Genomic DNA, 23,902 nt, shown 5'->3' with positions numbered 1-23,902 from the left:
CACCTGTCATAAGAGAAGACTCATCATCAGAAGTGGAAGCACCAAGATCAAGATTGGTTCCAAGATTGGCAGAAGATTGCTCTTCTCCGTTGTCTTCACTTGAGGACGCTTGTACATCTGCGTTTGTGTTTGCATCTAAAGATGAACCTTCTTCAGAGCTTTCGAGTCCCAGACCCAGGCCGAGATTGGTATCCAGGCTGCTTGAGTCTTCGGATTGTTCATGTCCATCGGAATTCACACTTTCTTGTCCATTAGCTGTTTTGGCAGCTGTTTCACCGTTTTCAGATGAACTTTCTGATACAGACCTAAGATTCAGGTTGGCCTTTAAGTTTGAAGTGAGTGAGGAGCTGTCATTCTCCTCGCTTGAATTCAAGCTTGTCAGTAGATTGGTTGAAAGTCCAAGTGAATTTTGGTTAGTGTCTTCAGATGCCAGAGTGTAGGAGCCTCCTGCAAAAAGACCTGCTGCAGCAAAACCTGTGATCGCTAATGTTTTCAATAAGTGTTTGTTTTTCAATTGAATTCTCTCCTTCTTCTTTTTAGTTTTTTATATAAAAACGTGTAAGAAGAAGGTTGTTTGCGGCGGCTGTGAAGGAGGAGCATTTAACCATTGATCATGGAAAAAAGCAACTGCGCTATATCTGGCCGCTTTTTCAGACATTGCATCAATCATAGGAACACCGGCAAAGTATATGGAAGGGAGTGCTGCTCCGCTTGATGCGGATTGTCCTCCGCTTGCCGTTGTGCTGGTGCCATTTGTTCCGCTGTTGGCAGGTACGTAGGCAATTGCCGCTTGTACCGGCTTTTCAGCTGGTGCCTTATCAGTGGCCTTGTTTTGGAACTTGTTTCCGCTTTCAGCAGAAGGCGCTGTTCCAGTCTCTGCTGAAGAACCGAAGAACTGTTCAGAAGCGTCTGCTGCCAAAGGTTCTGGCTGAGACAATCCATCAGTTAAAACTCCATCAGACTTGACAGGTGTTTTATCATTAACCGAATCTGGCTCTGTTTGATTGGCCGGTGTGTCTGCTGCCGTCATACCATCCGGGACGTTTGTATCAGCAGGTGTTGTAATGCTGATAGAATCGGTCCTGCCATTATCGGCAGACGGCGTATTCACCTTGGTGGAATCGCCCGCTCCAATATCAGCCGCCGGAGTTTTAACAGAAATAGAATCAGACACATCTACATCTGCGGCCGGAGTATTCACTTTGATGGAATCGCCCACCTCGGCATCGACAACCGGAGTTTTAACAGAAATAGAATCAGACACATCTACATCCGCGACCGGAGTCTTCACCTTGATGGAATCGCCCACCTCGGCATCGACAACCGGAGTTTTAACAGAAATAGAATCAGACACATCTACATCTGCGACCGGAGTGTTCACCTTGATGGAGTCACCCACTTCAGCATTGACAACCGGTGTTTTAACAGAAATAGAATCAGACACGTCCACATCTGCGACCGGAGTCTTCACCTTGATGGAGTCGCCCACTTCAGCATCGGCCACCGGAGTTTTGACGGAAATGGAATCGGAAACGCTGGCTTCGGTAATCTTTGCGTCCACTTTTATGGAAGGGTCCTCGGAAAGGTTAATATTCACCAGGGATTTTTCTTCCGCATTTTCGTCCTTTTCCACAGTGATGATTGGCTTTGTCACCGTCTTGACTGTTTCTTCTACTGCACCGGTCACTGTGCCAAGAAGAGAGGCATCTTTTGGTTTGGCTTTGTCATTATTCTGTTGTCCGCTTTGATCCTGGCTTTTCTCGCTTCGCTGCAGGGGGACCGTTTCTTTAACGGTGCTTGTGACTTTTTCTGTCGCAGAGCCCAGCAGCCCGTCCGCCAGTGCAGTCGAAGGGATGAAGCAGAAAGCCGCAAGAACAAAGGCTTGTACGAATCTGGCTGACACTCGAATCGCTCACCTCCTTTCAAAATTCCGCCTGAATTGGAACTTATTCCATCCTTTTGTACCCGGCGGAAATGCTTATAAACTTTTCGGTGTTCTGCTGAACTAACGAAAAAGAATTCGTTTTGGATTACTTTTTCATAAAAAAATTTGAAGTTTTTTAGAAAATCCTTTTAGGAGTAAGGGACTGGGGTGATGGGCATATTTGGAAAGCGAAAAGTAAAATAAAATATTCCTGCCAAAAAAATTTTGGAATACTTTTCTGAAAAAACATGTTCCCTTCCTCAGGTAATAGGGTATATCCAAATAGATTCTGGATAGGAGTGTGAGAGATGAAAGCCGTAACTTACCAAGGTTCCAAAGATATTCAAGTCAAGGAAGTTGAAGATCCAAGGATTGAGAAAAATGATGATGTTATTGTCAAAATAACTTCCACAGCGATTTGCGGGTCAGATCTGCATATCTACCAGGGAAATATGCCCCTGAGGGAAGGCTATATTATCGGACATGAACCGATGGGCATTGTTGAAGAGGTTGGCCCTGAGGTTACGAAGGTGAAAAAAGGGGACAGGGTTGTCATTCCATTTAACGTTTCCTGCGGGCAGTGCTTCTTCTGCCAGCATGACATGGAAAGCCAATGCGATAATTCCAATCCTCACCAGGATACAGGAGCTTACTTTGGCTATACAGAAAGATACGGAAACTACCCTGGCGGCCAGGCAGAGTATCTGCGCGTCCCTTATGGAAATTTTGTACCGTTTGTTGTACCCGAATCCAATGAAATGGAAGACGAGGAGCTGCTGTTCCTTTCCGATGTTCTCCCGACTGCTTATTGGAGCGTTCTTCATTCCGGCGTCAAAAAGGGCGATACAGTTGTTGTTCTTGGCTGTGGACCGATCGGCTTGATGGCACAGAAATTCGCCTGGATGAAAGGTGCTTCCCGAGTGATTGCAGTCGACCATCTTGACTACCGCCTGCAGCATGCCAAGCTCGTCAATAAGGTTGAAACCTTCAACTTCAGTGAACATGATGATATGGGTGATTATCTAAAGGAAATCACAAGCGGCGGTGCCGAGGTTGTCATCGACTGCGTCGGCATGGACGGGAAGAAATCAGCGATTGAAAAAATCGAGCAAAAGCTGAAGCTTCAGGGAGGAACACTCGGGCCTATCCAGATGGCAACGAAGGCTGTCAAGAAATTCGGAACAGTCCAGCTGACCGGCGTTTACGGTGCAACCTACAATATGTTCCCGCTTGAAGCTTTCTTCTCCAGGAACGTAACGATTAAAACAGGACAGGCACCAGTTATCCATCTGATGCCGGAAATCTATAATATGATTGAAGAGAAAAAGATTGATCCGACCCACATTGTCAGCCACAAACTGCCCCTCGCAGATGCGGCACGCGGCTACCATCTGTTCAATGAACATGAAGACGATTGCACAAAGGTTGTATTGAAGCCATAAACAGCAGGCAGGTCCTTTCCGGGCCTGCCTTTCCTTTTGGCATTTTGCAGGATATCCACCTGATGTCAGAGAAATGTAAGTATACTATTTCTTTTAAAGCAGGTGGAAAAATGAACAAACTGTTTTTGGAAAATGATGCCCTTGCGCTGGCAGAGCTGGTCAAAAAGAAAGAAGCTGCGCCGATTGAGCTGGCAGAAGCCGCCATTGAGAATATTGAAGCATTGAATCCTGGGCTTAATGCAGTAATCAATAAAATGTATGACCAGGCAAAAAAGGCTGCTTTATCTGCTGATCTGGAGGGAAGTTTTGCAGGAGTGCCGATGCTGCTGAAAGATATCACGCAGGAAATCGCGGGAGAAAGAATCACTTCCGGCTCAAAGGCGCTGCAGAATTACCGTGCAAAGAGCGATTCTGAATTTGTGGCCAGGCTCCGGCGGACGGGTGCCATTTTTATAGGGCAGACGAATGTTCCCGAGCTTGCCTTGATGGGGATTACAGAGCCTGAATTTTACGGACCGGCCAGGAATCCATGGAATCCTGATTACACTCCGGGCGGCTCAAGCGGCGGTTCCGCTGCAGCAGTGGCGAGCGGGATGGTGCCGATTGCAGGCGCCAATGACGGCGGCGGCTCGATCCGCATCCCTGCCGCTTATTGCGGCCTGTTCGGCCTGAAGCCGGGCAGGGGAAGGACACCGGCCGGCCCTGGGATTGGCCGGCATTGGCAGGGGGCTTCATCCGACCATGTGCTCACCCGTTCGGTCAGGGACAGCGCTGCCATGCTAGATGAGCTGCATGGACCGGAAAAAGGCGGCGCCTTCTACGCTATTCCCCCATCAGAATCGTATCTGGGCTGTCTGGAAAAGCCGCTCCCAAAAACCATGAAAATTGCTTATACCACAGCTTCCCCGCTTGGCACCGATGTCCATCCCGACTGCAGGGAAGCTGTGCTCCGCACGGCTGCTATCCTCGAAGATCTGGGGTACCGGACCGAAGAAGCTGAACCGGATATAGACGGGAAGAAGCTTGCCCAAAGCTATATCACCATGTACTTTGGAGAGGTGGCTGCGGCGCTGGCTGGAATGGAGGCAACACTCGGGCGGAAGGTGTCCAGGACGGATGTGGAAGCATCTACATGGCTCCTCGGGATGCTTGGAAAAACAATCTCTGCCGGGGATTTTGTCCTGAGCATGAGGGAATGGGACAAAGCCGCCTATGTGATGGATTCTTTCCATGAGACCTATGACTTTTATTTGACTCCTGCCACTGCTTTTCCGCCTGCAAGGATCGGCGAGCTCAGCCTTAGAAATGCAGAAAAAACAGCTGTCCGGCTGATCAGCATGCTGAAGCTGGGAAAGCTTGCCCAAAAGGCCGGGCTTGCCGGCCAGCTCGCTGAAAACAGCCTGAAGCGGACGCCGTTCACCCAGCTCGCCAACCTGACAGGGCAGCCGGCGATGAGCGTGCCCCTGCACAGTACAGCAGAGGGCTTGCCATGCGGTGTTCAGTTTATGGCAGCCAAAGGGCGGGAGGATCTTTTGTTCCGGCTTGCATTTGAACTGGAACAGACGCCTCATTGGCTAAGGAAATATTGAGAGGCAGTTAGGGGGATTTTTTACTGTGGGACCCAGCTCAGCTGGCATGAAGGCTGGACATCTGGAACATCATAAGCTAGTATCAGAACGGTACACAACTTTTTGTAAAACTGGGCATGCTTTAAAAAAGCAGCTCTGGAATAGATGAGATTTTTTTGCAAAAGAAGGAGATAGTTATGACTGAAAATCAATCTGTAGTTACCGGCCTGAAGCCTTTTATCCAGGAAGTCTGGGAAAAATCCGGCTTTAATGAGCCAACCGCCGTTCAATCGAAGAGCATCCCCCTTATCCAGGAGGGCAGGGACGTGATCGCCGAATCGCCGACAGGGACAGGCAAGACGCTTGCTTACCTGCTGCCGCTTCTTGATAAAATCGATCCCGGCAAAAAAGCGGTTCAAGCCGTTATTGTGGCCCCTTCACAGGAGCTTGTTATGCAAATCTTCTCGGAGGTCCAAAAGTGGGCAGAAGGAAGCGGCATAAAAGGAGCCACCTTCATCGGCGGCGCCAATACGAAAAGACAGCTAGAAAAGCTGAAGAAGCACCCGCAGATCGCTTTGGGCACGCCTGGGCGGATGCTCGAGCTGATCAAACAGAAAAAACTGAAGATGCATGAAGTCAAAACGGTTGTGCTCGATGAGGGAGATCAGCTCCTTGTTCCTGAGCATCTTGAGACAGTAAAGACCATTTTAAAGTCAACCCTTGCTGACAGGCAGCTTGCTTTCTTTTCAGCAACACTTCCTGAAAGCACCGCGAAGGTTGCACAGGAGCTCTCCGCTGATGCCGAGCTCATCCGCGTAGGGAAGGAAGAGGCAATCCCTTCAGATGTGGACCATATTTATTTTGCCTGTGAGCAGCGGGATAAAATTAAACTCCTAGAAAAGATCTCCCGTGTGAAGGATATCAAGGGGCTTGCCTTTGTAAAGGATATCGGCAATCTGGCTGTCCTTTCCGAAAAGCTTGATTTTAAAGGCGTGAAGGCCGGAATCCTGCATAGCGACCTGGACAAAATGGACAGGCAGAAGCATTTGAAAAATTTCCGCGAAGGAAAAAGCAGCCTGCTGTTCGCAACAGATGTGGCAGCAAGGGGCCTTGACATCCAGGGTGTCACTCATGTTGTGCACTATGATTTTCCGAAAGACATCAAGCAATATGTCCACCGCTCAGGGCGCACGGGCCGTTTCGGCGCAAGCGGGACGGTCATCTCGCTCGTCACCGAAAGGGAAGAACGCGAACTGAAGAAGTTTTGCCAGGAGCTTGGCATCACGCCGGAGAAGAAAGTGTTTTATTCCGGTGATATCGTGGACGCTGATAGAAGAAGATAATAGGGAGCTGACAACCCGGGTTTGGGTTGTCAGCTTTTTTTGATGGGTTTTTGTGAAAAAATGTAAGGTGGAAAAAATATCGGCTGTTTTGGGTGGAATAATTGAAAAAGTAGGGTGAATACATGGAAAAGTAGGGTGAATAAACGGAAAAGTAGGATGAATAAACGGAAAAGTAGGGTGATTAACTTAAATTGACCGGGGATCCACCCTAAATGAATCAGGATCCACTCTAAATTGGTCTGATTCAACAAGATGGAACAGCAGAATTAAACCCAGCCTTAAAGAAAAGAATCATTTCCTAGAAAAACACCACAAATCCACCAGCGAATATTCGATGTCCTCTCTAACCAACCTTCATTATAGTAAAGGATTCAGAAAATATGCTAAAATATGAAAGTAAACTCAATGTGAAAGGAATCGATTCCTATATGAAAAATCCAAGGCTGAAAAAGCTCCAGGAAGAATGGCTCCTGGAGGCCACTATAGATGAGATGCAGGAGAAATTGGAGAAGGGCGAGGTTTCTTCGAAAGAGCTTGTGCTGATGTACCTGCACAGGATTGCGCAGAAGGATAAGAACGGCCCGGCCATCAACTCTGTACTTGAGGTCAATCCGGATGCTGCCCAGATTGCGGCGGCACTGGATGCCGAACGTAAGCTGAAGGGCAGCCGCGGGCCGCTGCATGGCATTCCTGTACTGATCAAGGATAATATTGATACTGCTGATAAAATGCACACCAGTGCCGGATCTCTTGCACTGAAGGAGTCGGTTGCAAAAGAGGATTCCTATGTGGCTGAAGCTTTAAGAAAGGCCGGAGCCGTTATTCTCGGAAAAACGAATATGACGGAATGGGCCAATTTTATGACAGAGGGCATGCCGAGCGGCTACAGCTCAAGGGGCGGGCAGGTGCTGAATCCTTATGGGCCGGGTAATTTTGATGTCGGCGGCTCCAGTTCGGGTTCAGGTGCAGCCATCGCTTCGAACTTTGCGGCAGTGGCTGTCGGAACGGAGACGTCAGGCTCGATTCTCAGCCCGGCAAGCCAAAACTCGCTTGTAGGCATTAAGCCGACGGTCGGCCTGATCAGCAGAAGGGGGATCATCCCGATTGCGCATTCCCAGGATACGGCAGGCCCGATGGCAAGAACCGTCAGGGATGCCGTTTACCTTCTCGATGTGCTTGCCGGCAATGATGACAGGGATCCTGCTGTGCTGAACAATCCAGAGTCAGACTATACCGAGTTTGCTGGTTTTCTTGATGAAAACGGGCTGAAGGGCAAAAGGATCGGCATTGCACGTGAAGTGTATTTTGATTATTTGAGCGGGGACAAGCTTGAAGTGATGAACCATGCGGTTGAACAGCTGAAAGCTCTTGGTGCCGAGGTGGTTGACCCTGTAGAAATCCCTTCTACAAAAAATAATTGGAAGTATGATGTACTTACATACGAATTCAAAGCAGATCTAAACGCCTACCTGCGCGGGGTTGCTCCTCATATAAAAGTGAAATCCCTTGCCGATGTGATTGCCTTTAACCTCGAAAACAGTGATGCAGCCCTTAAGTACGGACAGACCATCCTGGAGGAAGCCGAAAGAACAAGCGGGACTCTGACTGAAGAGGCTTATATCAGCTCGCTTGAGGAGGATGTCTACTTTTCGACTGAGCAGGGAATTGATCATGTCCTGAAAGAGCATCATCTTGATGCAATCGTGACGCCGAACAATTTTGGAGCGGGCATTCCGGCAAAGGCAGGCTATCCTTCCATCACAGTACCGGCAGGCTATTCCTTAGAGAATGAGCCTGTGGGCATTACGTTTACCGGCACTGCTTTTTCAGAAGCCGGTCTGATCAGCATGGCCTATGCTTTCGAGCAGGGGACAAAAGTGAGGAAATCCCCTCTCCTGTAAGGCCGCCAAAGCAGAATAACACATAGTGAAAAGGCCCATACTACCAGAGAAAACGCCAGTAAAGGAGCGAGGCAGCATGGGCAGGACAAAGCTTGGAAATGCAAATGCACAGCGCAACAATAATAAAAAAAGAGAAGGCTGGACAAGCGAAGAGCTGGTGGAATTCAACACCGGCACGAAAAGCAAGAAAGAAAATCAGCCTAAAGACTAAGAAGAAGGCCCCTGTCATCAGGGGGCCTTTTTGTGTAAAAAATATCTTTATTTTTCCTGAAAAGTGATTATAATCAAATTAACAACTTACTGATAAAGGCAAACCTGTCGAAAGGCAGGGACGCAAAGCTATGGGCCTTCCCGCGGATATGCGGCTGGCTGCCAGGCTGCCGGGCTCCTTTTTATGGATGTCATGGCATCATACAAAGGAGAGTATACAATGACTATCAAATTTTTTAAGACAGCTCTTTTGGCTGTACTGCTCGTGTTTGCAGCCTGCCCCGTGAAAGGAGAGGCTGCTGATATGAACCGCTCAACCTGGCTGTGGGATACAGCAGCCATAAAGGACAGGTCTGATGAAATCATTCAATTCCTGGCGGACAGGCAGGCAGATCAGCTGTATCTGCAGATTGACCAGAGCCTGCCGGCCGCTGTCTACCAATCTTTTATAGAAAAAGCAAATGCCGGCGGAATCAGTGTCCATGCATTGGATGGAGCACCTAAATGGGCCACGGCAAAAGGTGAAGCAGCCATGCGCAGCTTCTTCTTCTGGGTAGCTGCTTATCAGGAGCAGGCAAGCCCTGCCCAGCAGTTTTCAGGCATCCACCTGGATATCGAGCCCTATCTTCTGCCAGGCTGGGAAAGCAATTATAAAAGCACTGTGGTGAATTATCAGACCCGGATGCTTCAGGCTGCTTCCTTGTCCGCAGAGCTCAGTCTTCCGTTGGGGGCAGATATGCCTTTCTGGTTTGATGAAATGATGTTCAGCAATAAATTCGGCAAAGATTCCCTCGCAGGCTGGGTCATAAAGAATACTGACAGTGTGACGATCATGGCCTACAGAGATACAGCAGCAGGCCCTAATGGGATGATTGAGCTGTCCAGGAACGAGGTTGAGCTTGCGGCACAATATGGGAAAAAGATAGAAATTGCCGCAGAAACAGGGGCTTCTTCTGAAGCGGCGTATATCACTTTTTATGAGGAAGGCACACTAAGAATGGAAGAACAGCTTTCACTTGTCCGTGACGCTTATTCCTCAGATTCCCATGTGGGATTCGCTGTCCATCATCTTCAAAGCTGGATGGATTTGAGGCCATAATCATCTTTGGAAAATGCCTATTTTTAAAAAATAGGTATTTTTTTACGTTCAGTACCTTGTAATGTTCAATAGTGTATTGTATGATGGGTTTGTGAATGAATGGAAGGATTTACATGACTACTGAATAATGTTCACTACCGGTGGAGGTGCAAGGATTGAATGTTCAATTCAAGAAGGGTGTTCTTGAGCTGTGCGTGCTGCTGCTGATTTCTAAGAAAGATCAGTATGGCTACGAGCTCGCGCAAAACATCTCGGATAAAATCGAGGTGGCTGAAGGGACGCTCTATCCTTTGCTCAGAAGACTGACAAAAGAAGAGTATTTAACAACCTATCTGGCAGAATCAACGGAAGGGCCTCCCAGAAAATACTATTCACTGACAGAAAAGGGCAGGGATTATATGAATATGCTGATCGAGGAATGGCAGCAGTTTTCATTGGCGGTTAATCAATTTGTTGAGGAGGGAAAGTCCAGTGGCAGGGAATGAGTTTTTAGAAAGGCTGGAAAAGCTGCTTGGTAAGGTGCCGGAATATGACCGGCGGGAAATGCTGTACGATTATGAGGAGCATTTTGAAATCGGGCTTGCAAACGGCAGGACGGAAAGGGAAATCATGGAGGAGCTCGGTGACCCGCATGTCATTGCGCGCGACCTGCTTGCAGACTACAGGATTGTCAAAGCGGAGAAAACGCAGTCGGTCTCCAATATTTTTCAAGCTGCGACAGCGGCGGTCAGCCTCAGCTTTTTCAATCTGGTCTTTATACTTGGGCCGCTGATCGGCCTCGCAGGCGTCTATATTTCACTATGTGCGGTGGCGCTCGTTTTGACATTGTCGCCATTTGCCTTGCTGGGGTCTTCGTTTTTTACGGGCTTTGAGGATATGACCCTGAATTTCTTTGCTTCGCTGGCACTGTTCAGCCTGGGCCTGCTGCTTAGCATCGGAATGATTTATGTCGGCAAATTTTTCTACCGGGTACTTCTCGGCTATATCAAATTCAATGTCAGGCTAGTCAAAGGAAAAGGAGAGAAGGCGGCATGAAGAAACTGGTGGCGGGTTTGGTCGTTTTATTCCTGATCGGTGTCGGCGGTTCAGCCATTACACTCAGCGCTTCGGGAGGTCTGAATTTTAACACGGTTGAGATTAATCAAAGCGAGACGATAAAAGCAGATTCCATCCAGCATATCTCAGTAAATAGCGCTTCTACAGATGTGGTCATCAGGGAAGCTGGCAGCGAGAAAGATATAAAGGTGGCACTAACGGGGAAAGTCAGCAAAAAGCTCAAAGATGATTATAAACTGAAGGTCAGCGAAGATGACGGCACCCTGAATGTCGACCTTGATGTGAAGAATATGTTCCGCATGGGAGTGGTTATCATCCGTGATGTGAAAATCGAGGTGCTTCTCCCGAAAAAGGAATATGAGGAACTGGCAGTACAGGTATTATCCGGCGATATCAAAGCGGAAAACATTCAAAGCAAGGACAGCATTTTTGAGACAAAGAGCGGTGATGTTGCGCTGAAGGGAATGGAAGCCGGAGGCCAAATGGAAATCCAGGTGGCGAGCGGCGATGTAAGGGTAGAAGATTCAAAGGCGAAGGAATTGAAGTTTAAGGCAGCAAGCGGGGACATGCAAATCGATGGGTCAGCCGCAGAGTCAGCAGATTTATATACAGCTTCAGGGGATATAAAAATCAGCGAACTTTCCGGGGATATCGCTGCAAAAATTACTTCGGGCGACCTGAACATCAGCAATGATCAGCTGGCAGCCAGCATTACTGCCGAAACGGCAAGCGGGGATGTCAATATTTCATTCAAAGAGGAGCCAAGCGATATGATGGTTGATTTTAAGGCAACCTCCGGGGAGGGCAATGTCCAGCTTGATGGATTTCTTTTTGAAGAAAAAGAAGAAGACAGGATTCTCGGCAAAATTGGTTCAGGCGAGCATGTGGTAAAGGTTCATACTGCGTCCGGGGATTTTAATCTAAACTAACAATAGCGTGTCCAGGCGGAAAGCCCGGGCACGCTTTTATTTTTGGACAGGAATCTGTGTCCTAGTATTCAGCAACCACCATATCCCAGTAGGTTAATGACGGAATGCTGAATATAACATTCCCGTTTTCCTGCCTGAACGGAAGCTCTTCAGGCCTGCCGCCTTTAATATCAGGGGAGGCAAACCATAGGTTTTTGACCTTCCGATCTTCCTCTAAACTAAATGTAAGGTCCCGCCGTTCCTTTGGCTTAGCTTGATCGGCATTTGTATCGCGCCATTCCATATGGACCGCATCCAGGAAGTTGATGAAATGGAGGATTTTCCTGTTTCCGGATTCTTTCGGCAGCACCCAAATCTTTTGCTGTTCAGGATCTCCCATCGCTAATGGCAGCCCTTCATGGGATATGATCGCTGCCTCAGAGTCCCGTGTATGATCTCGCAGGATATTCTCATAAGCTGTTAAAAAATCATAATAACTGGCCATTTCTTGCTGAAGGCCTTCGGACACCTGAAGTTGATTGTGAGGGAAATATTCCTTGGAAAGCATATGCTCGCCCAATTCCAGATGTGCTCCGCCATTGGAAAAGATAACAGCATCTGTAAGCAGGACGCCGGCTTCATTAAACATTCCCTGCTCATCAGAATGACGGTAATTCATATAAGCGGCCAGAACAGAGGCCTGTCCGTTATTTGTAAGGTTCCTATTTTCATCCAGTATCTTCTTGAGATCCCCATAATGCTTATACGGATCCCATACTTCGGTATACAGAAACGCAGCACCTGCTCTGCTGATGGCCGGCTGGCCATACTGATTCACGGCATTCATCACAATCTCTTTTTCAGGCAGCTTCTGTTTGATTTTCTCCAGGAAAGGCTGGAAGCTTTCTGCAAGGTGGATGCTGTCTCCAAGCTCATTAAAAACTTCTCCCCTGTCACCAAGCTGATCGATATGCCAGCCATCAAAGCCCAGGTATTGGTATACCATTTTCTGCTGTTCTATCAGATGGTCCTGCCACCATGGATTGGTGGGATTCATGATCAGCAGATTGCTTTTCCAGCCGCCAGGGAGGGGATGGATGTCAGGCTCCGGGCTGCTCTGATCCTTAAAAAGCTGCCATTCACGGGGCAAGCCGTTATCTTCAAAAGATCCGTACAGTAGATTATATGCCATGGTTTTTATGTTCCTCTGTTTGGCTTCGCCGATATACTGCTGTACTTTCTGCAATGAGATGCGGCGGTTTGCGACATCCTCCCAATGGCCCGCCGGCAGCTTATCCTCCATCTTCAGGGGCTCCTGATGCTCAAAATGCCAGTCATAGAATTGAAGCCCATTAAGATGATAGCGGTTCAAGTCGGATATGATAGCGGCAGCTGTTTCGGGGGAAGAGTCAGCAAAGTCAGACAGAAACCCGTAGCGGGGAAACCGGCTCCAGCTGCTTGAAACGTCTACAGCAATTGTTTCGGTCTGTATGCTGCCGCCATTTTCCACAGATACGACGGCCAAGTAGCCTTTATAATCCTTTTCCGGAGGATTCCAGCTCCATCTGTGGGTGCCGGGAGCCTTCAGTTCTGCAGCCACTGTGTCCAATGGGCGGCCAAGATGATAATAGGTGACCTCCACCGTGCTCCCAGCCTCTGCTTTTATTGAAAATTGGACAGAGTCCCCGGGATTATAGCGGGCTTTATCGGTCTGCAGATTGAAAAATAAATCTTTTGACTCCTGCAGGGAGGGAGCATCATGAGTGGTTTTCTCTTCCTTTTCTTTCAGGCAGAAGCTGGCAAGCGCCGCCAGCAGCAGAAGTCCGAGGATGGCTGCTTTGCCTTTCAATATGATCACCTCTTTCAAAAAAGAAGGGCTAATCCCTGTCAGATTAGCCCCCTAGATCTTTTAGAATTTAATTTGAACCTTTTTGCCTTCTGCTGCAGGCACATTTACATACAATGTTTTTGAGTTTGTTTCATAAAAATAAGATTCTTTTGTTTGTGTCATTTCTTCCAGTGAGAAGACGGCGCGGTATTTCTTGCCGGCTGCCTGGATGCGCTTAGGCGCTTTCTCATTATTAAGCTTCAATGTCACCTGCTGGAGAGCTGAATCGTAGTTATCAGTCTCTTTCTTTTGGGTGAATTCGATCTTATTCGGTTTTTCATTCAGTGTAAAGTTTGTGATATCAAATTCACCGTCCTGATGGTCGAGTGATTTGCCGTCATCTTCATAGAAGCTGTAGCTTGCTTCTTTGTCCAAATAGGTGTCGAGCACCAGGTTTGTCAGTTCCTTTTCTCCTGTATACTGCTGGACTTCACGTGTTGGAATGATGCTGTCTTTTTTCACGAAAATCGGCAGATGCTCTAATGGGGCGCTGACATTGATTGTCTGTCCGCCTTTATATTCCTTCTTGGTCCAGAAGTCCACCCATGTGTCGCCTTTTGGCAGATATACATCGCGGCGTGTCTGTCCTTCTTTTACGACAGGGGCAAGCATCATAGAGTCGCCGAACATGAACTGGTCAGCAATGTCATATGTGTTGGCATCTTCCTGGTAGTGATAAACAAGCGGCTGCTGGACCGGCTTGCCTGTCTCGGAGGAATCCTTGAAGGCATTATAAAGATAAGGCATCAGCTGGTAGCGCATTTCAATATACTTCTTGGCGATTCCTTCAACCTCAGGCCCGAATGCCCATGGCTCCTGTCCCTGCTTTACTTCTGCTTTGGCGTCTGAATCATAATGGATACGGGAGAAAGGAAGGAAGGCTCCAACCTCGATCCAGCGTGTATAAAGTTCTTTATCTGGGCGGGAAGCAAATCCGCCAATATCATTACCGACGAAGGAAACACCGGATAAGCCTAGGTTCATATTCATCGGCAGGCTCATCTGAAGATGCTCCCAATTGCTTTCATTATCTCCTGTCCACAGTGCTGCATAGCGCTGGGAGCCGGCAAACATGTCACGCGTCAGGACAAACGGACGCTCATTAGGCTTATGCATGGCCCAGGCATTGTATGTTGCTTCTGCCTCGTCATGGCCATAAAGATTATGGTATTCCGTGTGCATGATTTTGTCATCTTCATATCCGAAATAAGTATCAAGCGGCATTGTATGATTATACTCTCCGCCATCCACAAAGACTGCAGGCTCATTCATATCATTCCAGATGCCGTCGATTCCTGCATCGAACAGGACGTTATGGTTTTTGGCCCACCAGTCCCGCACTTCCTCTTTGGAGAAATCAGGGAAAGCAGAGTCGCCAGGCCAAACTGGGCCAATGAAGTTTGTGCCATCCGGATTTTTGCCCCAGAAGTCTTTGGCAGTGCCTTCCTGATAGATTTTATAATTTTCATCCACTTTGACTGCAGGGTCGTTGATGGCAATAGCATGGAAGCCTTCCATAGATTTCAGCTTTGAAAGGGCATCTTTATATTTCTGATCCCAAGTGAAGACCCTGTAGCCCTGCATATAATCGATATCAAAATGCATGGTATCAAGCGGAATATTCTTATCTCGGTAAGTTTGGGCCACATCGGTAATTTCATCGGCGGTATAGCCCCATTTGCTCTGGTGCAGTCCCAATGTCCATTCGGCAGGCATGTCCATTTTGCCTGTCAGTTCAGTATACCGGTCAAGGACATCCGAAATTTCCGGTCCATACATAAAGTAATAGGTAAGCGGTCCGCCGTTGGCATAGAAGTAGTAATAGTCATCCGACTCGCTTGCCATTTCATAGTAAGAACGGTAGGAGTTATCAAAAAGGATCCCGTAGGCTTTTTTATCTTTCAGGCCCATAAAGAATGGGATGCTTGTATAAACATATTTTGTATCCTTTGTATAAGCATAAGCATCAGTATTCCACATCCCGATGCTTTCGCCGCGCTGGTTCATATTCAGGCCGGCCTGTTCGCCGAAGCCGTAGAAGTTCTCGCCCTTTTCGGTTTTCTTGAAAACATATGGCTTTCCATCTTCATAGCCGGATGAGGCACCGTTTTGAAGATAATCTTCATTGATTACTTGGCCCTCTTTATCAAGGAATTTCACCCCGAATGGCGACTTGCTTACTTTAATGGTCAGCTCGCCGGTTTTGATGGTATATTCTTTTTTGCCGTCTTCAGTGCTGAAGAGAGGAGTTTTCCAATCCTTCTTTGCAATGGCAGGAGTTTCTTCTTCTTTCTGGCCGTCCTTTAAGACAGAAACTTTGACAAGGTCTTCTGAATAAATACGTATAAATGCTTCATAATCGCCAAGGTCGAATTGGACCCCGTTTTTAAGCTTTTTCACACTCTTGGCTGAAAGAGTCTGAAGGTTCTCCTTTTTGAGCGGAGTGTCAGCCTCAGGCTGTGTGACTGCAAGCGCACCTGGTATGCTTGCAGATAGTGCGACACCGGCAGCGATTGCCGCGGCAGCCAGCATCCGGAGGGTTTTCCTGGACTTTTCCATATGTATCTCCCCAATTCTGTATAGTTTTTACAACCTGACTTTAGAGGAGAACGTGGAGGTGGTCAATACTTGTATATACAACTAAACAGATGAAGTCATTGGACCCAGAAGCCCCAGAAATGCTGCTGTGAAATCGTTTGCGTCACTTCGTGAAAGCGTTTTGCTGATTGATGCAAAATGAATCCTTTACACTAAGCCTTTACAGTCTGTCATATTAAAGGGGACTTATGGGTCAAATCCTGTAATATAGTAAAAAAAGGATTGAAACAGAGGAGAAGAGGGAAAGAGTAGAATTTGTTTGATGCGGGAGTTGGAAGTGGAAAAGAAGTGCCGGATTATCTTTTTGAAGCCCCATCCAGTACCCGATGGCAGACAGAAAGCCCCCGCAGCAGCCAGCCGCAGGAGCTTCCCAAATCATTCACCCTGGATTTTTTTAAGCGGAGTTTCTGCCGGGCCTTCGACAACTTCTCCTGTGTAAGAAAAGCGCGAGCCGTGGCACGGGCAGTCCCAGGTCCGTTCGCCATTATTCCATTCACATTCGCAGCCCATATGTGTACAGGTGGTGTCGACGATATGAAGGGCTCCTTCTTTATCCCGGTAGGCCCCGGCCCTTTTGCCATTTACGATGACAGGTGCACCGTGGTCCGGTTCAATATCATCGAGCTCGGCAGGGATATATTCGAGCTTCCCTTTAATCAGCTGGCCTGCAACATCGGTATTGAATTTAATGAATTCCTTGATGCTTGGATCGGCTTTAAATCGGGAAGGGGTGAATACTTCCTTATAAGGACTATCCTTTTTGGCAATAAAATCATTCAGCAAATGGGCAGCCGCAATTCCGTTCGTCATCCCCCATTTACGGTAGCCGGTGGCAACATAAATGTTCGAGGCATTTTCAGTGATTGGGCCAACATACGGGATCTTATCCAATGTGATTAAATCCTGTGCAGACCATCTGTATGGATACTCCTCTATGCCCATAACCTCCTCTGCGAATTCCTCCAAAGCCTCGTAATGCTTAAGAGTATCCGATTCGTGCCCGGTTTTGTGGCTGTCACCGCTGATAAGGACCAGCTTCTCGCCATTTATCGGTGTATAACGCAGGGAGCGTGTCGGCTGATCGGCACTGTAGTACATCCCGCCCGGATATTCCTCACGGGTCTTCACAGCCACAATATAGGATCTTTCCGGCTCCATTCTCGCAAAATAAAAGCCCTTGCCATCATAGAATGGGAAGTGTGAGGCGACAATCACATGCTTGGCTGTAACGGTTTGGCCATTCCTTGTTTTAACTGAGGCAGGCTGTCCTTCCTCAATATCGACAGCTGTTGTATTTTCATACACTTTGCCGCCTGCTGCTGTAAATTCCTCAAGAAGCACCTTCAGGAATTTCAAGGGGTGAAATTGTGCCTGCCCCTTCATGACAGCTGCCCCTTTAATGTCTATGTTAAATGGGATGCTATCAGCAAAGCTGCTGTCGATTCCAAGCTTCTGGTAGGCTTCATACTCCTTTTGCACCTTGCCGGCAGCCTGGTCGGAAACCGCATAGATATAAGCGTCCTCGATACTGAAGTCACAGTCGATCTTTTTTTCCTCGACAAGGTTTTTTACAAAAGTGATTGCTTCTGCATTCGCCTGATAATAAAGCTTCGTTTTGTCTTCCCCAAAGTGGCTGATCAGCTCATCATAGATGACTCCGTGCTGGGCGGTCAGTTTGGCAGTTGTATGCCCCGTTGTTCCGTTGAGGACGTTTCCTGCTTCAAGGATCGCTACCTTAAATCCCTCTTTTGCGAGAAGGTAGGCAGCGGTGATTCCTGTAATTCCTCCGCCGACGATTGCGACATCAGTCTCGATATTTTCATTAAGCGCCTCATAGGATGAGAGCGGGGTTTCCCTCCAGTACGGTTCCGGAAACTGCGGCATTTGTGAATGATTCATATCTTTCCTCCTCAGGTTTTTCTTCTAGTAGATAATCTTTCCTTTCCAAGGGGGGCATATTCGTTCTTCTGCATAGCTGCTGTAAATTTCATACCCTTTTGGGCCGGAAGATAATCGCAGGAAAAAGAGTTGCGGCAGGGACGGAATTATGGATAAAATAAGCAGCAAACTTAAATACTAGAAATGCAACTTTAAAATGGATGGGAAGATATGATGGTCACTCTTTCGTTTATATTGGTTTCCACAGGCTTGTTTGTGCTGACTCTTCTCTTTGATTTATTTGTTTTTAAAAGTACAGTCACTGAAGCAATTCTGAATATTTTTTATGCCGAAATCGCTGCAGGAAGGGTCATTGCATTGTTTGTTTTTTTCCTCGGCATGGGTTCCAGCCTGTTTATCGACATAAGGCTTTATAAAAATAAAAAAGCTGAAAAAGCACAGTCGAAGGGAAGTGGGAGCTGATGTTAAAAGAAAGTATATCGCTCAGCCAGCTGATGACGCTGGTCATCAATTTCCTGCTCGGCAGTGCGATTATCATTGGTGTCGGCAAAGGCGCAGAGCAGGATGCCTGGATAGCCATGGTCATTTCTACAGGATTTGGAATGGGAATTGTCTACTTTTACTGGTTCCTGATCAGCCGACTTCCCGGAAAAAACCTTTATGAAATCATGGAGCACTGCTTTAAGCGCTATCTTGTCATTCCAATGGCATTACTATATGTCATTTATTTTCTCTACATATCCAGCAGGGTGGTGAGGGATTTTGGCGAGCTGATCGCGTCTGCCATTCTTCCCAATACGCCAATTGAAATGATATCCCTTACCATCGCTTTGACGATGGGCTATATCCTTTACCTTGGCATTGAAGTGCTTGGGCGGACATCTGAAATTTTCTCTCCATATGTGGTGCTGTTTGTGCTATTGCTGACGATTTTCCTGCTGGCAAGCGGAAACCTGGAATTCAGCCGGATCGAGCCGGTCCTTGGCGAGGGCATCATGCCTGTGGCCAAAGCTGTTTTTCCTTCGCTGTTTGTATTTCCATTCGGCGAGCTTATCGCCTTTACGGTCATCCTCGGAAAAGTCACCAGCTTCAAATATGTCAAAAGAGTCTCATTAATGGGAACAGCCATTGCCGGGCTGCTGCTGACCCATGCAACCATTCTGATGGTCATGACGCTCGGTTCGGATGCGATGGTCCGTTCCAATTTTCCGATGCTCAGTGCAGCAAGGCAGGTTTCCATCGGCAATTTCATTGAGAGGATCGATGCCCTCGTCGTTTTCATTATGATGCTTGGCATCCTGATAAAAGGCTCGGTCTTTCTTTTTGGCGCGCTGAAAGGGCTGGAATACGTTTTCCGGCTGCCCTATCGATACTTTGCCCTTCCTATGTCAGCGGTCGTGTCCCTGTTTTCTGTACTGATTTCAGTCAATTTTGCCGACCATCTGGAGGAAGGGCTTGTTGTAGTCCCTTATTTTGTTCATTTGCCGATGCAATTCGGCATTCCATCTGTCCTCCTGGCTGTCTTGCTGTGGAAAAACCGAAGCCGGAAGCGTTCCGGGAAAAATGGGGTGAAATGTTGAAACGCATTAAAACACTCAGCCGCATAAAAAGAGTCGAAAAAGAGAGGGAGGAAAAGACTGAAAAGGAAGCTGGCGATAAGAGCCTTGACAGCTATGAGCTAGAAGAACTTAAAGAGGAATTATCCTGCCGTTTCGGGGCTTCAGCCGATCTGAAAATTGAAGAACTCAAGGCCGGAGCGGCTGATGCCCTTCTTTTTTATTTGGAAACCATGATCGACAGCAATGTGCTTAAGGAAATCATTCATTCAATTGCCAAAGAGCCAGGAACTGATTCAAAGGTAAAAACCATTGATGATGTCAAGGGCTACGGCAAAGAGCATTTCGGAGGATCAGGCTATAAGCTTGCAGAGACAGTCTCGCAAATGACTGACTTTATGCTTTCGGGAAGCATTATCCTTGCTTTTAAAGGTGTACCCCGGGCCATTTCCATTCCTGTTCCCACCACGGAAAGCCGGTCGATAGCTGAACCAAGCACTCAGACAGTCGTCAGGGGGCCTAAGGATGGATTTGTAGAAACTTTATCGGTAAACGTCAGTCTGATCCGCAGGAGGATCAAGAATCCCAGGCTTCAATTTGAGGAATTTACTATCGGAAATGACACGCGCACAACGGTCTTTATCAGTTATATGAAGGATATTGCCGACAGCGGGATTGTCGAGGAGGTCCGCAAACGGCTGAAAAAGATTGATACGGGCGCGATTTTTGAAACAGGGAATATTGAAGAACTGATTGCAGATAAAACGGCCACTCTATTTCCGTTGGCCCTCAACACCGAGAGGCCAGATGCAGTAGCGGCCAATCTGCTGGAGGGAAAGGTGGCCATTCTTTGTGACGGAACGCCATTTGTGCTGCTCGTGCCTGCGGTGCTGGTCGACTTTTTTTCCGTCTCAGAAGACTATTACCAAAACTTCCTGATGGGAACATTCATCCGTTTTATCCGCTATATTTCTTTTATGATTGCACTTATCACGCCTTCCCTGTATGTCGGCATTCTTACCTTTCACCATGAACTGCTTCCGACCACGCTGCTTTTGAGTGTAATCGCGCAGCGGGAAGGGGTGCCGTTCCCGGCTGTGATTGAAGTTCTGCTGATGGAAATCACCTTTGAAATCCTGCGTGAGGCAGGCGTCAGAATGCCGCGCGCTGTCGGGCAGACTGTATCGATCGTCGGAGCGCTCGTCATCGGGCAGGCTGCAGCCGAAGCGGGGATCATATCCAATATTATGGTCATTATCGTTGCCATCACAGCCATTGCCAATTTTGTTTCACCCACATACAGCTTCGCCAATGCCTCGAGGCTGCTGAGATTCCTGCTGATCATCACAGCTGCTTTCCTTGGCCTGTATGGAGTCCTGATTGTGCTTGTTCTGATGGTGGCTCACTTAAGCGCTCTCCGTTCCTTTGGAGTTCCTTATCTGGCCCCAGTAGCCCCGTTTATCATTGAAAGCCAGAAGGATGTGTTCTTCCGCTTTCCTTTCTGGAGCATGAATAAAAGGCCAAGCTATTTGAAGCCGCAAAAAGAAGAGAAGCAGCCTAAGACCGGCTCCCCTTCTCCGCCTCCGATGAATGGGGGTCATGGGAAATGAAAAAGATCATAGCTGTTATGGCTTTGTGCTGCCTGCTGACTGGATGCTGGGATCAAAAGGAGCTGGCAGAGGTTACCGTAATTACCGGTATGGCTGTGGACAAGGGGAAAGATGAAAAATACTACCTGTCTGTAGAAGGCATTAATGCTGCGGAGCTGAATAACCGGACTGCCGGCGGTAATGCACCTTCGATTGTGTATGGGAAGGAAGGGAATTCCCTGTCCGAATTGACGAACCAAATGAGTGAGGGCATTTCGCGAAACCTGGTCTATTCGCATATGAGGACTTTAATCATCAGTGAAGAAGTGGCGGAGGACGGGATGCTGGAGTTTCTGGATTACCTGGAGCGCAATAGGGAGATGCGGGATGATTTTAATATCGTTATTTCAAGGGGAGTAAGGGCCGAAGAAGTGCTGAAGGTGACGTACCAGTTCCAAAAGTCCACTTCCCTTAAGCTCCATACACAGCTGGACACGATGGAAGAAACCTGGGGAGGCGACCCCGGCGTGAGGCTGAATGATGTGATCAGCGCCTGGACGTCCCCTGGCCGGCAGCCGGTCATGGCTGCTGTTGCCATTAAGGGGGATCCGGAAAAGGGATCGAGTGTAGAGAATATGAAGAAAGTAACACCGGATGCGCTGGTTGTGCTGGATTCGCTTGCAATTTTTGAAGGCGGCAGGCTGGATGGTTTTCTAAGTCTTGAGGATGCTCGGAATTACCTCTGGACACAGGACAAGATTAAGAGTACAAGCCTAACAATAAGCTGCGGGGAAAACCGCTACATCGACATCAGAATCTATAATACAACAACAAAGACAAAAGCAAGGATTGAGGACGGCAAGGCGAAAGTTAAGATCGACATAAGAGGGGAGAGTTATTTGGAGGGCACCCAATGCGCTGATTCAGTCGATTCAGTATCTACTTATGAAGATTATGAGGAAAAGACAGAGAACCACATTGAAAGAATCGTTGCAGATACTATCAGAAGAGTGCAAAAAGAAGACAAAGCAGATATCTTCGGATTCGGCGATGTGGTCAGAAGAAAAGATTATAAACACTTCCACGAGATAGAAGCCGATTGGGACCAATACTTTTCTGAGGCTGATGTCGAGGTGACCGCTCTCATTAAAATGAGAAGGACGGGGATCAGAACCAAATCATTCTTATCAGAGACCAACTAGCTAATGTTTACAGGATGCGCCTGCGGGTAAAATCACTCTATAGGCTCGCCTGAAAAGCTTGTCTATTTATCTTAGCTTATTAAGGAGGCAAAAGATAATGGCAGAAGAACAGAAGCATATAGTAGGCGTTTATGATACACAAAGTGAAGCCATTGAAGCTGTAGAGGAATTAAGGGCCCAAGGCTATGACACAAAGGATATTTCAGTGGTAGGGAAAAATGATGATGACGTGGAAGCAGTAACAGAGCAGACAGGGACGAAGGCGGAAGAAGGCCTTGCTGCCGGAGTTGCTGCAGGAGGTACGCTCGGCGGACTTGCAGGATTGCTGGCAGGAGCCGGAGCCCTTGCCATCCCGGGCATCGGTCCGGTGCTCGCCGCAGGACCCCTTGCAGGAGCACTCACAGGGGCAGCTGCCGGAGCCGGACTTGGAGGGCTTACAGGAGCCCTCGTCGGTATGGGGATTCCGGAAGATGATGCCGAGCATTACAGCGGCCAAATCAAGGAAGGCAAAATACTGGTGTTTGTTGACGGCAGATCGGACAAGCTGCGTGAGCAGAAAATGAATCCTGGTGAAGCTGGCATGCCGGACAATGAACCAGTTATGCCGGTCGACAACATCTATGTTCCCCCTCAAGGGACAAGGTCGCCTGTCTCAGATGACCCGGAAATTGTAAAAGACAGAATGAAGGTCGACAACAATAAAATGTATTAAAGAAAGGGCACCCGCTGCAAAGGGTGCCTTTTTTCTGACGTTGAAAAACGAAGGGGCCAATAGTATAACTAAGGAAAAAGGAAGGGGATGTATATGAATCAGCCGTGGAGTGGAGAAATATCCATTGCTTCCCTTGAGGCAAGGGAACTTCTGTTAAGCCAGTTTCCTGAACTGGCGCCTGCTGAGGTGGAGCACTTTGGAGAAGGCTTTGATAACAGAGTGTTTTTAGTCAATGATGAATATGTATTCCGCTTTCCGCGGAAAGCGGCAGCAGAAGAGCTGCTGAAGACAGAAAGCCGGATACTGCCTGAGCTCCGAATTGCTGCCGGAGTCGATTATCCTGTGCCGGTATTTAGCGGAAAACCTGATAAAGGCTATCCGTGGTTTTTTTCCGGATACAGAAAAATCAGCGGATCAGCTCCAGCCGGGCCGGGCGGGACGAAGTCGGCCATCAGGCTGGCTGAATTCCTGAAACAGCACCACTCTTTTCCAATTGAAAGAGCCGAGGAGCTCGGTGTCCCATATGATACATATAACAGGCTTGATATGGAAACAAGGCTCGTGAAAATGGAAGAGTACGCCGAAAAAGGGAAAGCGGCTGGAATCCTTAAGGAGGAAGAAAGCCTTTTTTCTTATATCAAAAAAGCCATACCCATAAAAGTGGAATGTGATCCAGTTCTTGTGCACGGCGATCTGCATATAAGAAATATCCTGGCCGATTCTGAAGGGGAAATCAGCGGAATCATTGACTGGGGCGATGTTCATCTCGGCAATCCCAGCATTGACCTTTCCATTGCGTACAGTTATCTCCGGCCGGATGCCAGGGAAGAGTTTTTTGGGGCATATGGAGAACCTGGGCCCGAAGCAAGGGATCTCGCAAGATTCAAAGGCATCTATACAGCCTTGCTGCTTGCGCTATATGCCCATGACCGCGGGGATGCAGTTCTAGTTGGCGCTGCAAGTGACAGCCTGGTCCTGGCGCTGGCTGACTGAACGGGTACATGAAG

The 23,902-nt window shown here is 47.9% G+C and carries 20 protein-coding genes and 1 riboswitch; of the genes, 15 read left to right on the top strand and 5 right to left on the bottom strand.

Translation table 11 applies throughout. From position 1 onward, the window contains the following. The coding region (locus tag ABU165_RS16880) for a hypothetical protein (protein WP_353762678.1) at positions 1–514 on the bottom strand (514 nt) is incomplete at its 3' end. 30 nt (positions 515–544) lie between these two features. After that, complete coding sequence (locus ABU165_RS16875; RefSeq protein WP_101551811.1) at positions 545–1,903, bottom strand: hypothetical protein; 1,359 nt, start codon at positions 1,901–1,903, stop codon at positions 545–547. 329 nt (positions 1,904–2,232) lie between these two features. Here ABU165_RS16875 and ABU165_RS16870 point away from each other — a divergent pair, with 329 nt between their 5' ends. From ABU165_RS16870 to ABU165_RS16830, 9 genes are all read left to right on the top strand, one after another. After that, complete coding sequence (locus tag ABU165_RS16870; RefSeq protein ID WP_009792256.1) at positions 2,233–3,366, top strand: zinc-dependent alcohol dehydrogenase; 1,134 nt, start codon at positions 2,233–2,235, stop codon at positions 3,364–3,366. 110 nt (positions 3,367–3,476) lie between these two features. After that, complete coding sequence (locus ABU165_RS16865; RefSeq protein WP_101552130.1) at positions 3,477–4,955, top strand: amidase; 1,479 nt, start codon at positions 3,477–3,479, stop codon at positions 4,953–4,955. A 176-nt stretch (positions 4,956–5,131) separates the two neighbouring features. Further along, entirely contained in the window at positions 5,132–6,277 is a 1,146-nt protein-coding gene (locus ABU165_RS16860) for a DEAD/DEAH box helicase (RefSeq protein WP_094768136.1), read from the top strand. A gap of 428 nt (positions 6,278–6,705) precedes the next feature. Next, positions 6,706–8,178 (top strand): amidase, encoded by a 1,473-nt coding sequence (locus ABU165_RS16855; RefSeq protein WP_101552128.1) that lies wholly within the window; start codon positions 6,706–6,708, stop codon positions 8,176–8,178. 76 nt (positions 8,179–8,254) lie between these two features. Beyond that, on the top strand, positions 8,255–8,389 hold the full coding sequence (locus tag ABU165_RS16850) for a hypothetical protein (protein ID WP_009792252.1): 135 nt from the start codon (positions 8,255–8,257) through the stop codon (positions 8,387–8,389). An 87-nt stretch (positions 8,390–8,476) separates the two neighbouring features. Continuing rightward, positions 8,477–8,563: riboswitch (cyclic di-GMP riboswitch) on the top strand. 45 nt (positions 8,564–8,608) lie between these two features. Next, the gene (locus ABU165_RS16845) at positions 8,609–9,487 is read left to right on the top strand and encodes an amidase (RefSeq protein ID WP_148973394.1); all 879 of its coding nucleotides are present in this window, start codon (positions 8,609–8,611) and stop codon (positions 9,485–9,487) included. A 155-nt stretch (positions 9,488–9,642) separates the two neighbouring features. Beyond that, a complete protein-coding gene (locus ABU165_RS16840) occupies positions 9,643–9,972 on the top strand; it encodes a PadR family transcriptional regulator (RefSeq protein ID WP_022543345.1) in 330 nt (109 codons plus the stop codon). Continuing rightward, complete coding sequence (locus ABU165_RS16835; RefSeq protein ID WP_009792249.1) at positions 9,959–10,522, top strand: DUF1700 domain-containing protein; 564 nt, start codon at positions 9,959–9,961, stop codon at positions 10,520–10,522. The genes ABU165_RS16840 and ABU165_RS16835 overlap by 14 nt, the downstream gene beginning before the upstream one ends. Next, positions 10,519–11,472, top strand: coding sequence for a DUF4097 domain-containing protein (locus ABU165_RS16830; RefSeq protein ID WP_148950545.1), 954 nt, complete (start codon positions 10,519–10,521; stop codon positions 11,470–11,472). Before ABU165_RS16835 ends, ABU165_RS16830 begins: the two co-directional genes overlap by 4 nt. A gap of 61 nt (positions 11,473–11,533) precedes the next feature. Here ABU165_RS16830 and ABU165_RS16825 read toward each other — a convergent pair whose 3' ends face one another. From ABU165_RS16825 to ABU165_RS16815, 3 genes are all read right to left on the bottom strand, one after another. Next, on the bottom strand, positions 11,534–13,300 hold the full coding sequence (locus tag ABU165_RS16825; RefSeq protein WP_170939477.1) for a glycoside hydrolase family 66 protein: 1,767 nt from the start codon (positions 13,298–13,300) through the stop codon (positions 11,534–11,536). Positions 13,301–13,360: 60 nt separating this feature from the next. After that, a complete protein-coding gene (locus ABU165_RS16820) occupies positions 13,361–15,898 on the bottom strand; it encodes a glycoside hydrolase family 31 protein (protein ID WP_318060517.1) in 2,538 nt (845 codons plus the stop codon). A gap of 414 nt (positions 15,899–16,312) precedes the next feature. Then, entirely contained in the window at positions 16,313–17,836 is a 1,524-nt protein-coding gene (locus ABU165_RS16815) for an FAD-dependent oxidoreductase (protein WP_318060516.1), read from the bottom strand. 210 nt (positions 17,837–18,046) lie between these two features. Here ABU165_RS16815 and ABU165_RS16810 point away from each other — a divergent pair, with 210 nt between their 5' ends. The 6 genes from ABU165_RS16810 (at position 18,047) to ABU165_RS16785 (ending at position 23,888) form a co-directional block, all read left to right on the top strand. Next, the gene (locus ABU165_RS16810; protein ID WP_009792243.1) at positions 18,047–18,298 is read left to right on the top strand and encodes a hypothetical protein; all 252 of its coding nucleotides are present in this window, start codon (positions 18,047–18,049) and stop codon (positions 18,296–18,298) included. Beyond that, positions 18,298–19,416 (top strand): GerAB/ArcD/ProY family transporter, encoded by a 1,119-nt coding sequence (locus tag ABU165_RS16805; RefSeq protein WP_009792242.1) that lies wholly within the window; start codon positions 18,298–18,300, stop codon positions 19,414–19,416. Before ABU165_RS16810 ends, ABU165_RS16805 begins: the two co-directional genes overlap by 1 nt. Beyond that, positions 19,410–21,002: a spore germination protein gene (locus ABU165_RS16800; protein ID WP_318060515.1), complete on the top strand. Its 1,593-nt coding sequence runs from the start codon at positions 19,410–19,412 to the stop codon at positions 21,000–21,002. Before ABU165_RS16805 ends, ABU165_RS16800 begins: the two co-directional genes overlap by 7 nt. Next, positions 20,999–22,183 (top strand): Ger(x)C family spore germination protein, encoded by a 1,185-nt coding sequence (locus ABU165_RS16795; protein ID WP_094768144.1) that lies wholly within the window; start codon positions 20,999–21,001, stop codon positions 22,181–22,183. The genes ABU165_RS16800 and ABU165_RS16795 overlap by 4 nt, the downstream gene beginning before the upstream one ends. Positions 22,184–22,280: 97 nt before the next feature. After that, a complete protein-coding gene (locus ABU165_RS16790) occupies positions 22,281–22,895 on the top strand; it encodes a YflT domain-containing protein (RefSeq protein ID WP_318060514.1) in 615 nt (204 codons plus the stop codon). 93 nt (positions 22,896–22,988) lie between these two features. Then, positions 22,989–23,888 (top strand): phosphotransferase, encoded by a 900-nt coding sequence (locus ABU165_RS16785; protein ID WP_318060513.1) that lies wholly within the window; start codon positions 22,989–22,991, stop codon positions 23,886–23,888. Positions 23,889–23,902 lie beyond the last annotated feature (14 nt).

It is taken from the genome of Cytobacillus sp. T106, assembly GCF_040492155.1.
GTDB lineage: Bacteria > Bacillota > Bacilli > Bacillales > Cytobacillaceae > Bacillus_AB > Bacillus_AB infantis.
This window is presented reverse-complemented; position numbering and strand designations above follow the sequence as displayed.

Coding starts and splice junctions, on each gene's coding strand:
- ABU165_RS16870 (WP_009792256.1), top strand. CDS start 2,233: ATGAAAGCCGTAACTTACCAAGGTTCCAAAGATATTCAAGTCAAGGAA.
- ABU165_RS16865 (WP_101552130.1), top strand. CDS start 3,477: ATGAACAAACTGTTTTTGGAAAATGATGCCCTTGCGCTGGCAGAGCTG.
- ABU165_RS16860 (WP_094768136.1), top strand. CDS start 5,132: ATGACTGAAAATCAATCTGTAGTTACCGGCCTGAAGCCTTTTATCCAG.
- ABU165_RS16855 (WP_101552128.1), top strand. CDS start 6,706: ATGAAAAATCCAAGGCTGAAAAAGCTCCAGGAAGAATGGCTCCTGGAG.
- ABU165_RS16850 (WP_009792252.1), top strand. CDS start 8,255: ATGGGCAGGACAAAGCTTGGAAATGCAAATGCACAGCGCAACAATAAT.
- ABU165_RS16845 (WP_148973394.1), top strand. CDS start 8,609: ATGACTATCAAATTTTTTAAGACAGCTCTTTTGGCTGTACTGCTCGTG.
- ABU165_RS16830 (WP_148950545.1), top strand. CDS start 10,519: ATGAAGAAACTGGTGGCGGGTTTGGTCGTTTTATTCCTGATCGGTGTC.
- ABU165_RS16820 (WP_318060517.1), bottom strand. CDS start 15,898: ATGGAAAAGTCCAGGAAAACCCTCCGGATGCTGGCTGCCGCGGCAATC.
- ABU165_RS16815 (WP_318060516.1), bottom strand. CDS start 17,836: ATGAATCATTCACAAATGCCGCAGTTTCCGGAACCGTACTGGAGGGAA.
- ABU165_RS16810 (WP_009792243.1), top strand. CDS start 18,047: ATGATGGTCACTCTTTCGTTTATATTGGTTTCCACAGGCTTGTTTGTG.
- ABU165_RS16805 (WP_009792242.1), top strand. CDS start 18,298: ATGTTAAAAGAAAGTATATCGCTCAGCCAGCTGATGACGCTGGTCATC.
- ABU165_RS16800 (WP_318060515.1), top strand. CDS start 19,410: ATGTTGAAACGCATTAAAACACTCAGCCGCATAAAAAGAGTCGAAAAA.
- ABU165_RS16795 (WP_094768144.1), top strand. CDS start 20,999: ATGAAAAAGATCATAGCTGTTATGGCTTTGTGCTGCCTGCTGACTGGA.
- ABU165_RS16790 (WP_318060514.1), top strand. CDS start 22,281: ATGGCAGAAGAACAGAAGCATATAGTAGGCGTTTATGATACACAAAGT.
- ABU165_RS16785 (WP_318060513.1), top strand. CDS start 22,989: ATGAATCAGCCGTGGAGTGGAGAAATATCCATTGCTTCCCTTGAGGCA.